This is a genomic window from Clostridium tagluense (assembly GCF_003865095.1).
GTDB lineage: Bacteria > Bacillota > Clostridia > Clostridiales > Clostridiaceae > Clostridium_AD > Clostridium_AD tagluense.
This window is the reverse complement of sequence record NZ_BHYK01000022.1, coordinates 56,983-69,773: the sequence shown is the minus strand read 5'-3', so window position 1 is coordinate 69,773 and position 12,791 is coordinate 56,983. Positions and strand designations below refer to the sequence as shown.

Genomic DNA, 12,791 nt, shown 5'->3' with positions numbered 1-12,791 from the left:
CCCCTTTTTAAATTTAATAGTTGACATATTTGAATTCTGCTCATTATTATGATTCTCTAATATTTAGCATAATATATAAAAATATGTTATTTAAGGAGTTAATAATGTGAAAGTAAACTCCCGTTGAAAAATCAATGGAAAGATTTTCTCATTTCTATGATAGCTTCCTCATAATATAATTATATCTACAAAAAAATGTCTTCAAAACACTATAAATGTATTATTAATCCTATAACCCTGTTGGATAAAAAAGTATTAGTTGATAGGGATGAAAAATATTTATATAATATGATATTTATCAAAAATATAATTTCATCAATACGATAATAAAGAATATATATTATGCAAAGTTCATTAAAAAAACTTCAAACTGTACTTTGCACAATATATGTATTTTTTATTTTACTCTTCTGGCAGTTACATAATCATTTCTTCCTACTGGTGAAATTTTAATCACATCTCCTGTATGAGGAGCATGGATATAATTATTATCACCAACGTACATGCCCATGTGGTGAGGATTAGCAAATGTTCCAAAGAATATCAAATCTCCAGGTTGAAGATTCTCTCTTGATACTTGTACACCATCATTTATCTGATCAAAGGTGGTTCTCCCTACTGATATTCCAAAATGCGCGTATACGTATTGGGTAAATCCTGAGCAATCAAATCCCGAAGGAGATGTTCCACCCCATAAATATGGTGTGCCAAGGAAGTTAGAAGCGTAGGCTATTATAGCATTATCTGATATAGTAGCTGATCCTCTTGAGGGTGTATATTTAGGTGCTGAATTTCTTATTTCATTTATCTTTGTTATACTTTTACTTGCTGACGCCTCTGGTTCACTTATTTGTGCTACAAGAACCTTTTCCTTACTGTTTTTTAGTTCTGTTATCAATTTATTATGTAACTCTTTAGATACAATTTCCTTACTCTTTAGTTCAGCTATCAATTTATTTTGTGATTCTTTAGTAACATTTATCTTATCAAGCTTCTGCTTATTTTCTACTTGTAAATTCAGCAATACTTCCTTTGTATTATTTAAACTCTGCTGCTTTTCAATTAATTCTTTTTGAGCGACTTTAAACTCCGCCACTACTTTTTCATCAAATTCAATAATGGTTTTTATGTTTTCTACTCTAGATACAAAATCTCCAAAGCTCTCCGACTCAAGTATTACACTCATATACCCATCAAATCCATTTATGTACAAGATTCTCATTCTACTATTAAATAATTCTTCTTCCTTTTGGTTTTCCTTTTCAACCTGCTTAGCCTTCGCAGCGGCACTCTCAATCGCCTTTTTAGTTTGGAGTATTTTTACTTTATTTTCTTCTGTCTTGGTCATGATTTCTTCAATTTGATTATCAAACTCTTCTAGTCTAGTTTCAATTGCTCCCCTCTCATCTTGAATTTTCGTTAGTGAATCCTTCTGCTGTTGTAACCTCTCATTTGTTGGAATCGCGAGTGCTGTTACATTTGAAGTGAAAATCAAGGTAATTACAACTGCGATACTCCTCAGGGCATTCTTCATTATTACATCTCCTTCACTCTTTTAAGTTTTATAATGTACAGAGTGAATTTATCATAAACTTATGAAGTTCTTATGAAGATTGTCCACATTTATGGTTATGCATTTAAAAATAGTATAGAGGGCATAGACACGCTTCTTAAAATACTGCAGTAACCATACCTACTTTATTCATATCTTTATCACTAATTAAAAAGTCATATCAAAATGGAAGATTTCACTACTCCTTTGATATGACTAACATTCATTTAAAAGATCTAAAGAATTATCTCTATGCTATCTTCTCATCATATTTTCGTATAACACTTGAAATTTTTGTATATTTAAAAGCAGTGGCTTCTATTTTTACAACATCATATCCTGCCTCTTCAATAGCTGCCTTAATAATTTCATCAGTAATATTCTTGCTTATTTCAGCAGTAACAACAAGCTTTTTAATGTCCACGTCTTGTGCCCCAATTTCCATTAGCACTTGGACAACATGATTTAGATCATGTCCCAAGGTCATACTTTTTACTAATATCTTCTTTTTCATTTATATATATCTCCCTTCAAATTTGAATATTATCGTAATGGCTTAAAGCCCTTTATTCGTAGTACATTTGTTAAATCCGGAAACTGAACTAAAACTCCCTTCCGTAAATAATTTAACTCTATCTACCATTATTATTACAAAATAATATAAAGAGATTATAAAGATATACAATTTTTATAAAATATTACTCGCATTTGCTAAAACTATTTTTCAAAAGTATCCTTAGAGACCTTTTGTTTCTGAGAACTACAGCAGCTTTTATTGCTATTATTTCCTTCATGGTCTGAACGATTCCCATGTCCTTTGCAACATCCTAAACCTAATTTAGACATAGCAAACATTCCACCTATAAATATTAGTATTGTTATTATTGTTTCCATATTCACCTCTCCTTTTTTCTCATAAAAACATCATACAAAATACTTATAAAGATTCTATGTAGAAGCGCACTATCTAAAGAAATATTAAAACTAAATCTAAGCTTTATATCCTTTATACACTTCCTGATAAGTTATATTAAAACTGCTAAAATGTCCTATGCAATTAGTAAAAATTATTCTAAATTAATATTAGTGATACTCCCTATTGAAATTGAACATATTTTAAATAAAACAATATCATATTATATTATGAGTAATTAATTATGGATTACTTGCATCACCATTAATACATTTTCCCATAAATGCACCGCTAATCTTCACAAATGCAAATCATCTTGCACAAGAAACCTATAATGAAATTATTAGATTGTCTCCAACTGGTAAAAATTTACCTGCAAAGGTACTTATAGTTGGACCAATATCATCAATGATAGAGTTGCAATTATTAAATACAGGATTGTCAACTATAAGAATTGCGGGAAATGACCCTATTCATGCTGCATGTGAAGCAATGGAATTTAGATATAAAATTTCACCGGATTCTATGGAAGGTAAAGAAACCATTATGATAGTCTCTGCTGATGAGTATACTGAATGTATACCTGCCGCATATTATTCTGCACATATGGGAGTACCTATGCTTTTTACTTATAGAGATAATTTACCAGAAATTACAAAACAAAAATTAATTAAATATAATGATAAAAATATATTAGTTATTAGTAGTGAACAAACAATTTCAGATCATGTTCTCAATAAAATTAGATTGCGCACATTCTGGGCGCAGAAAAAAAACCCTTGTAAACATTTTATTTTGTTTACAAGGGTTTTTTTAATATAATTTTTTATGGGTAAACTATTCTAATTTTCAGCAACATAGTCAGCTTTGGTTCTGCTGCTTTCATTCTTACCAGGAATTGTAACACTAATATATACGCTTCCTGACGCTAAATTAAGTTGAGATATAGTAATAGTTATTTGTGTACCATTGGATGATGCTGTTGCTATACCAATCAAATTTCCACCAGTAGAAGCATCATAAACTTTTACAAGAGAACTAGGTATCAAATTATTCACTGTAATTGTATCAGGTGTATTTACTTTGCTATTAACTATGCTTACATTCCCTGCAAATACAGCTGTTGAGTCTTGCTCCGCAGTATAATTTACTTTTATTCTGCTACTTTCGCCTTTTCCGAAATTTGCAACAGAAATATATGCACTTCCCGCGTTAGTATTTAATTGTGGTATGGTAACAATAACTGAATTGTTATTGTTTGACACCACAGCCGAACCAAGCAAATTACCATTACCTGCAGCGTCATAAACATTAACAATATCATTAGCTGTTACGCCGTTTACAGTTACTGTATCAGCTAATACAGCATTATTTACAATAGATACATTTCCTACAAGAAGAGATATAGACTCTGAAACATAATCAGCTTGCGTCCTAGCACTCTCCGTATCACCATATCTTATTACAGATAAATAAACACTTCCAGCAATGGTTCCAAGTTGCGAAATACTTATAGTAACGTCAGAATCACCACTTGCTACAGTTGCGGTTCCAAGTAAAGTTCCACCAGTAGCCGAACTATAAGCTTTAACTATATCCTTAGATGATAAACCTGTTACATTAATGGTATCAGATTTTCCTGAATTATTTACTAGGGTTATATCACCTTTAGCCAGAGCATCTGATTTTGATTCAGCATTATATGTTACTGGGATTCTAGCACTCTCTGCTTTACCAGTACTTTTCACAGAAACATATATGTTTCCACCACTAATTCCAAGTTGTGTTAGTGTAAGTGTTACTGCTCTGCTACCAGCAGGCACCGTTGCTGTTGCTAACAAAGTTCCAGTAGCACTGCTGTATATATTAACTACATCATTAGGTTGTAGACCTATCAATGCAACTGTACCAGGTATTGTTGCATTGTTTACTACTGTTATATTTGCAACGTCTGGAGCACTACTAACTAGTTTTGCAGCGTAACTAACCACTGTTCTATCGCTTTCTAGCTTTCCTGTGCTTGTAGTTGACACATATACATCTCCAGCTACAGATCCTAGCTGAGTAACAGAAATCGTTGCTTCTGTATCATAAGTTCCAACTGTTGCTGTACCAAGCAAAGTTCCTCCTACAGCGGCATTATAAACATTTATAATATCGCCACCGCTTATTCCGCTAACTGTTACTGTACCAGCTATTCCCGCATTATTTACAATAACTACGTTTTTAGCTACAGGTGAATGAGATTTAGATTCTGCGATAAATCCTACTTGAGTTCTACCACTTTCAAGTTTGCTTGTACTTATTACAGAAACATATACACTTCCTGATCCAGTTCCAATCTGATTAATTGAAACTGTTGCACTTGTTGCATAACTTGCTATAGTTTCAGTTCCAAGTAATGTTCCGCCAGTAGCAGAATCATATACATTCACTATATCAGTAGCGGAAAGTCCCGTTACTTTTACAGTATCTGTAATTCCTGCATTGTTAGCAACAACAATACTACTAGCTGCTGGAGTATTGGAAGTTGGCTCTGCAGAATAATCTACTTTTGCTCTATCACTTTGAGATTTGTTTGTACTTGTTACTAATACATAAACACTTCCTGCCGTAGTTCCAAGTTGCGGTATAGAAATAATTGCATCAGTACCGCCAGAAGCTACTGTGGCAGTGCCAAGTAAGTTTCCACCCTTAGCCAAATCATATATATTTACAATATCATTAGCAGAAAGTCCTGTTACTTTCACAGTATCTTCCATACCTGAGTTATTGGTAATTGATACATTTATAGCATCTACCAAGCTAGATTGACCTTCAGCAGCATATTTAACGTCTACCCTAGCACTTTCTATTTTATTTGTACTTGTTCTAGAAACATAAATATCGCCTGCTTGGCTTCCAATCTGAGCAATTGTTATTGTTGCTTCAGAACTGTATTTTGCCACTGTTGCAGTTCCTATCAAATTTCCACCCCGTGCTGCATCATACACATTGATGATTTCATTATCTGAAAGTCTACCAACTTGTACTGTATCAGGTTGTCCTGCATTATTAGTAACTACTATATTACTAATATCTACAATAGTAGAACTACCTTCTGCGGCGTAAGTAGATTGTGTTCTTGAGCTTTTTATTTTATTTGTACTAGTTATAGAAACATATACGCTTCCAGAACCAGTTCCAAGCTGAGCTATAGATACCGTAGCACTTGTACTACCAGCAGCTACTGTAGCAGTCCCTAATAAAGTCCCACCACTCGCGTTATCATATACATTTACTACATCACCAGCAGCTAATGTAGCAGCATATACTGTATCCGCTTTACCTGAATTATTACTTACAATTATATTATTCACACCTATGGTATTAGATTGTCCTTCAGCAGCATAAGATGTTGCAATTCTGCTACTTTCTATCTTGTTTGTACTTGTAACGGAAACATATACAGTCCCCGCAGAAGTTCCAAGTCGTGATATGCTAGCTGTTGCAGCGGTATTCATAGCTGCCACTGTTGCAGTTCCTAATAAATTACCTCCAGTTAAAGCATCATATACCTTAATCACATCTCCCGCAGCAAAATCGGATACAGTAACTGTATCAGCCGTCCCTACATTATTAGTGATTAATATATTACTAGAATCAACTAAAGTTGATTGCAATTCTCCATTATAGGTTACGCCAGTTCTATCACTTTCAAGCGTTCCTGAACTTGTAACTGAAAGATAAACAGTTCCTGAGGTCTTGCCCAATTGAGATACATTAATAGTAACATCAAATCCAGATGCTGCAACAGTTCCTGTTGCTACTGTAGTTCCTCCAGATGCTACCGTATATACATTAACTTTATCTTTAGGAGAAAGTCCATCTACATATATTGTATCAACTTTTCCCGTATTGTTTGTTATTGTTACATTTTTCACAAGCACTAAATTGGATTGATTTTCAGCCGAAAAAACTATAGGCGTTCTAGTACTTTCATGCATTCCTAGGCTTGTGACTGAAATATAGAGAGTTCCACTTGTAATTCCAAGCTGAGTAAAAGACTTGGTTACCTCTGTGGTATTAGAAGGTACTGTGGCAACTCCAAATAAATTTCCACTAACTGCTACAGTGTATATTTTTACTATATCGCCAGGATTTAGCCCGGAAAGATTTACTGTATCGGGTTTACCTGAATTATTTGTAATTGTTATGTTACTATCGCTGGGTGCGCTTGAGTAATTTTCGGCTGAAAAATCAGCTCCTACTCTATCACTTTCAAGCATCCCTTTACTCTTAACTGAAATATATACACTTCCACCAGCAACACCAAGCTGAGTGAAGGATTTAGTTACATCTGTAGTATTGGCCCCCACAGTTGCAGTTCCAAGTAAGCCTCCTCCAGTTGCCTTATTATATATTTTTATTGCATCTCCAGGAATAAGTCCCGAAACATATATTGTATCGGCTTTACCTGAATTGTTTGTAACCGTTATGCCAGATGACAATGGAGTATTGGAGACAGGCTCCGAATCATAGTCCATTTTAGTTCTACTGCTCTCCGTCATACCTTTAGACATAACAGATATATACACGCTTCCTTTTAAAGCTCCAATCTGCGCTATTTTTATAGTTAAATCTGTTTTATTTGCACCTACAGTTGCTTTGCATATTATTTTTCCACCTGTAGCAGCATTATATACATTAACTATATCACCAGTCATTACACCAGTGATATATATAGAATCCGCTGTTCCTATTACATTGTTGGTAATTGTAACCTCATCTGAACTCGGTGCAGCTGATGCGCTTAGTGCATAGGCCGTATATGGTTGAAAAACAAAAAATACGATCATTAGTATAGACAAAATTCCTAAAAGTGACTTTTTCATTGTAATAACTCCTTTCAATAATAAGATGCATATCAACTATTTACAATTAGATAAATTTTATAGAGTGTTCTTTATCTAACTTAAATTATAATAACAATAAAAGCAAATTTTCATGTGTACCTCCAAATTATTAATTTGCATCCTTGCATAAATTTGCATCCTTGCATAAATACTCTTTAAATAAATTATCGTAATAAATCGTCTTTTCTTTAGGGGTAAAGTCAACATTTCCCATAAAGTATAGTTGTGATATATTTGGTAACATTCGATGATCCATTAAAAACTTAAAGAAACAGATGCCAGATCTTCATTGTCACTTAAATGGAGTTTGATATGAATTACCACCTTGAAATTTTTATGCCGCCTAAAAGATGTAATATTATAACAATTCAAATGCCCTCTAAAACGAATCTACAGTAAGTATATAAAAGCATGAGAGACAACATATATTTTTTTGTGAATAAACCCACTAATTTAGTCGAATTTTAGCTTATTTGAACGAATTATGAATTGAAGTTCCTGAATCAATACTATATAATAGGAAATATTGTAATGATAAATTCTATTATAGAGGTGTATTTATGTTTTCAAAGTTAAGAGAATTACTAATAGGCAAGACACTAAAAACAGAAGAATTAGAGGGAGAAAAATTAAATGTTTTTTGGGGACTGCCCATTTTATCTAGTGATGCTGTTTCCTCTGTTGCATATGCAGGGGAAGAAATTTTAATTGTATTAATTGGCGTTATAGGTCTTATGTCATATATATATATGTTTTATGCCGCATTGTGTATTGTTGTGCTATTATTTTTACTTGTTATGTCTTACAGGCAGACTATTGATAGCTACCCATGTGGTGGAGGCTCATATATAGTTGCAAAGGATAATCTTGGTATAGTCCCAGGGCTTACTGCTGGAGCGGCACTTACTATAGATTATATACTGACAGTTGCTGTTAGTATATGTGCTGGAACTGCTGCAATAACTTCAGCTATGCCATCCTTGCTTCCTCATAAAGTAGCCATAGCTCTTACAATGTTATTCATCATAACATTAGGTAACTTAAGAGGAGTTAAGGAATCATCTAAGCTTTTTGGAGTTCCAACATACTTATTTATCTTTTCTTGCGTAGTGCTTATTGTTACTGGTATTGTACGGCACTCTATTTTTAACTATTCACCAGCACCACTGTATCCAGCGCCACAAGCAATAGGTGACATTACATTGTTCCTGTTTCTTCGCGCATTTGCTTCAGGCTGTACTGCATTATCAGGGGTTGAAGCTGTAAGTAATGGTATACCTAACTTTAAAGCACCATCACAAAAAAATGCAAAAGCTGTTTTGGGTTTACTAGCTTTTTTAGTTCTATTTATTTTTGGTGGTTTATCTTTCCTAGCAACAATTTATCATCCAGTACCTCATCCAGATGTAACAGTCTTCGCTCAAATTGCTCAGCAAGTTTTCGGAAAAAACATTATGTTTTACACTATGCAAGTTACCACTGCATTAATTTTGGTAATGGCTGCAAATACAGCCTATGCAGGTTTACCACTTTTACTTTCTTTGATGGCAAAAGACGGATATGCTCCAAGACAATTTTCTCAAAGAGGAAAGAGACTAAGTTTTTCAAATGGAATAATAGTACTGGGAGCAGCTGCAGCTATGTTAATTATTGTTTTTAAAGCTGATACTCATTTGCTTCTTCCTTTATATGCAGTAGGTGTATTTTTATCTTTTACACTTTCACAGGTTGGAATGTTCTTAAAGTGGGTAAGAAGTAGAACACCTGGCTTTAGACATAAGGCATTTATAAATGGATTAGGTGCTATTGTAACTTTTATTACGGTAATACTCATAGGCATAACAAAGTTTTTCCATGGTGCTTGGATAGTTTGTATTATAATACCTATACTTGTTTATCTTATGGCGAAGGTTAAGGAACATTATACCAAAGTAGCAGAGCAACTTAAATTAACCTTAGAACAAAGACCTAATGAAGGGGTGACAACGAATAACCAACAACATGTGATAATACTTGTAAGCGCCTTAAATAAATCATTTTTAAAGTCATTAAACTGCGCTAGATGCTTATCACAAAATGTAGTTGCCTTTCATGTATCCACTGATTCAGAAGCTACTGAAAAATTAGAAAGAAAATGGAAAGAGTATAATCCCGGAATTCAATTAATAATAAAACATTCTGCCTATAGGGATATAATGAGACCATTAATGAGTTTTATAGAATCTGAAGAACGGGCTTCAAAACATGGTGAAACTGTAACAGTTGTGGTAACACAATTTTCTATTACTAAGTGGTGGCATAATATACTTCATAACCAAACAGGATATTTTATAAAGAGTATGCTATATAAAAACAGAAATGTGGCAGTGCTTACTGTACCATATATAATAGAAGAGTAGAAATGAATGTTTTCCCCTCTTACACCATTAAATTTAAAAAAACACCTAAGAAAATTTTTCTTAGGTGTTTTTTTGTATTTGTCTTTTTTAAATTTTATATCACCATCTTACCGCTCCATTTACCGCATCTATCTCCAAAGCAGCCTACAGTTTTTTCTCCATCTTTTATTTGAATTACCTCACAATTGTTACCACAACCATTACACTCAATACTTCTAGGTACAAAATCACTAGTTGCTATTTCAAAACCTTTGAAATTGCTTTTTCCACTTTTCATAAGTTCTTCTTTTGCAAGTATTGCAGATCCTATAGCACCCATTACATCATAGTGCTCTGGAACGTAAATCTCAGTTCCTAGTGCTTTTTCAAAAGCTGCTTTAATGCCAATATTTGCTGCCACTCCACCTTGAAAAAATATTTTTGAGCGAATATCTTTTCCTTTACCTACATTACTTAAATAATTCCGTACCATGGCCTCACAAAGACCTCCTATTATGTCTTCCTCATTATATCCAAGCTGTTGCTTATGTATCATGTCAGATTCAGCAAAAACAGCACATCTACCAGCTATTCTTACGGGTGATTTTGACTTTAATGCGTACTGCCCGAAATTTTCGATAGGTATCTCAAGCCTTTCTGCCTGCCTATCAAGAAAAGACCCTGTCCCTGCTGCACATACCGTATTCATAGCAAAATCTGTAACTATGCCATTTTTCAGTAAGATTATCTTTGAATCTTGGCCTCCAATTTCTAATATAGTGCTTACATCTTTGTCAATTTCAAGGGCTGCCACTGCATGAGCAGTAATTTCATTTTTTATTATGTCAGCTCCTATTAAAAAAGCCGCCATCTGTCTTCCACTACCCGTAGTACCTACTGAAGCTATCTGCTCACTACCATATTGCTCACTTAAAATTTTAAGTCCATTTTGGATTGCCTTTATTGGTTTACCTTTTGTTCTTAAATATAATTTTTGAATAACCTTTAAAGTATTATCTAATAGTACAATGTTAGTACTTACAGATCCTACATCAACTCCCATATAATACATTGTTTTTCTTCCTTTCTAACATATCTACAAATGCTTCTATTCTAGTAATATATCCTGCCTCTCCAGTCATTTCATCTACTACCAAGGTCATTATTGGAAAATCCTTGTCATTTGAAATTGCAGGCAAAATAGCTTTTGATACAATTTCTGGCATACATCCCATAGGGAAAATTTGAATTGCTCCATCTAAACTCTCTTTCTGCGCAAGTAATGCTTCACCTATACATTCTCTAGCGTGCCCACCAATATAATGTGGAAGATACTGCCTTGAGGCTATTCTTATATCAATTGAATTAAGCTTTAAGCACCTAAGCGCCGTGTCTTTAATCCACCAACTAGGGGTAAGCATTCTTTTAGTGGATACTCCGTAATCCATAAGTTTATCTTCTATATAAAGATTAGAAAATGGTTCAATTACCGTATAAATTTCACCAATAATTGCAATTTTTATTGGTGACTTATGTTTATTAATAGAAATCTCACTTATTTTCTTCTTATATTCTTTTAGGATATTCACCATCTGTGATGGTGTATTTGCTTTTACAGCATTGTTTTTGCATTCTTTTAAAAGTTTCTTAAATTGTCCTTTGTTTACTTCAAATCCTGTTAAATAATGTACTTTACTTTCAATTTTCTCTATTAAATCAATTACATTATAGGCTATCTTTAGTGCTCTAAATCTTTCACCCCTACTTTTTGTACTATTATCCGCGATCTTGGATAAACGATTTAAAAATTCCTCTTTGCCTATATCAAAAGGGCTATCCACTACAATAAAAGTCAAATCGTGTCCCATTTTCTTTAGTGCATTAATCTGTAATTCACAGTACTCACCAAATCTACAAGGTCCACAGCTTCCAACTATAATTATAGTATCTGCGCCCTTTTCTATACTCTGCAAATAATTACCCATCATAATTTTGTACGGTAAGCACATTTCTTCTGGAGAAAATTTTGAACCTAATTCTAGCGCCTCCTTACTACTAAAAGGTGGAATTATACATTCTATTCCCAGTCCATCAAATAGTGCTTTAGCTGCAAGATATGTGTTGCCTAAATGTGGAAATGTTATTTTCATTATTTTTTTTCCTTTCAATCATATCAATAAAAGCCTCAATCCTTGTGTCTAGACCGCCTTCACCAGTATGTTCATCAACTTTTAACACTAATAGTGGAAAATCCTCAATTTTTTCTTTAATAAGTTCAAGTACCACAGAGTCTATTCCACAAGCAAAGGATGATATATATATTGCCCCGGAAATCTCATTGTGTTTTGCTATAGCAGTTGTAAATCCGTAAGAATTTGTAGCAAAGGTCCAAAATGGCCTTTTAAAAAGAGTTTTTACTTGTAAGTTAATTTGCTCCTCCTCTACATATTCTTCTGTTATAACCCCCACTCCCATTTTATTTAATTTTTTTACTATATTCATATTAATAAAAGTGTCATAAAGATTATATGGATGACCTACTAGTGCAATAGTTATTTTAAATCCTTCATCTTTAATACCAAATTTAAAGTTTCTCTGCTCCTCTAATGCACTGTTAAATGCAGATTTTATTTTACTAGTATCTCCGGTAACCATCTTCCCAAGTTTTTTACACCAAGTATATAACTCCTTCTCACTGGTAGCATATATAGGTTCTGTCATTACCTTTGGCATATTTGGTATGCTATATAATATCATTTCCGGAAGTCCACAAAACTTAGGACATATAAATTCTCGCTCCCTGACCCTCATAATTCTAGGTACTATTAATAAATCACATTTGTCTTTTATATCTATTATATGTCCATGAAATATCTTTATAGGCAAACAAGCCTCGTCAACGCAACATTTAACTCCTGCGTTTAAAATATCTTTATTTGTATCTGTAGATGTAATTACTTCTGCATCTAATTCAATTAAAAACTTTTCTATAAAAGGATGGTATTTATAATATAATAAGCCCTTTGGGACACCAACTTTCATATTTTCCTCCT

At 33.4% G+C, this 12,791-nt stretch carries 9 protein-coding genes; 2 read left to right on the top strand and 7 right to left on the bottom strand.

Annotated elements, in window-relative coordinates; genetic code table 11:
- Positions 1-397: 397 nt before the first annotated feature.
- The 3 genes from Ctaglu_RS17390 to Ctaglu_RS25320 form a co-directional block, all read right to left on the bottom strand.
- Positions 398-1,534 (bottom strand): C40 family peptidase, encoded by a 1,137-nt coding sequence (locus tag Ctaglu_RS17390; RefSeq protein ID WP_125004019.1) that lies wholly within the window; start codon positions 1,532-1,534, stop codon positions 398-400.
- Between the two features lie 268 nt (positions 1,535-1,802).
- A complete protein-coding gene (locus Ctaglu_RS17385; RefSeq protein ID WP_185732786.1) occupies positions 1,803-2,066 on the bottom strand; it encodes a heavy metal transport/detoxification protein in 264 nt (87 codons plus the stop codon).
- A 203-nt stretch (positions 2,067-2,269) separates the two neighbouring features.
- Entirely contained in the window at positions 2,270-2,446 is a 177-nt protein-coding gene (locus Ctaglu_RS25320) for a hypothetical protein (protein WP_185732785.1), read from the bottom strand.
- Between the two features lie 367 nt (positions 2,447-2,813).
- Here Ctaglu_RS25320 and Ctaglu_RS17380 point away from each other — a divergent pair, with 367 nt between their 5' ends.
- Complete coding sequence (locus Ctaglu_RS17380; RefSeq protein WP_125004017.1) at positions 2,814-3,287, top strand: cell wall-binding repeat-containing protein; 474 nt, start codon at positions 2,814-2,816, stop codon at positions 3,285-3,287.
- Positions 3,288-3,307: 20 nt separating this feature from the next.
- Here the strand turns inward: Ctaglu_RS17380 and Ctaglu_RS17375 are convergent, their stop codons facing one another.
- Positions 3,308-7,339: a beta strand repeat-containing protein gene (locus Ctaglu_RS17375; RefSeq protein WP_125004015.1), complete on the bottom strand. Its 4,032-nt coding sequence runs from the start codon at positions 7,337-7,339 to the stop codon at positions 3,308-3,310.
- Positions 7,340-7,920: 581 nt separating this feature from the next.
- Here Ctaglu_RS17375 and Ctaglu_RS17370 point away from each other — a divergent pair.
- Positions 7,921-9,759: an APC family permease gene (locus tag Ctaglu_RS17370; RefSeq protein ID WP_125004013.1), complete on the top strand. Its 1,839-nt coding sequence runs from the start codon at positions 7,921-7,923 to the stop codon at positions 9,757-9,759.
- 94 nt (positions 9,760-9,853) lie between these two features.
- Here Ctaglu_RS17370 and Ctaglu_RS17365 read toward each other — a convergent pair whose 3' ends face one another.
- Genes Ctaglu_RS17365 through Ctaglu_RS17355 form a run of 3 tightly spaced genes read right to left on the bottom strand, consistent with a single transcriptional unit; the run spans position 9,854 to position 12,780 of the window.
- Complete coding sequence (locus tag Ctaglu_RS17365; RefSeq protein WP_125004011.1) at positions 9,854-10,810, bottom strand: acyl-CoA dehydratase activase; 957 nt, start codon at positions 10,808-10,810, stop codon at positions 9,854-9,856.
- Positions 10,791-11,888, bottom strand: a complete 1,098-nt coding sequence (locus Ctaglu_RS17360; protein WP_125004009.1) for an acyl-CoA dehydratase activase-related protein — start codon at positions 11,886-11,888, stop codon at positions 10,791-10,793. The genes Ctaglu_RS17365 and Ctaglu_RS17360 overlap by 20 nt, the downstream gene beginning before the upstream one ends.
- Complete coding sequence (locus Ctaglu_RS17355; RefSeq protein ID WP_125004007.1) at positions 11,842-12,780, bottom strand: acyl-CoA dehydratase activase-related protein; 939 nt, start codon at positions 12,778-12,780, stop codon at positions 11,842-11,844. The genes Ctaglu_RS17360 and Ctaglu_RS17355 overlap by 47 nt, the downstream gene beginning before the upstream one ends.
- Between the last annotated feature and the right edge of the window lie 11 nt (positions 12,781-12,791).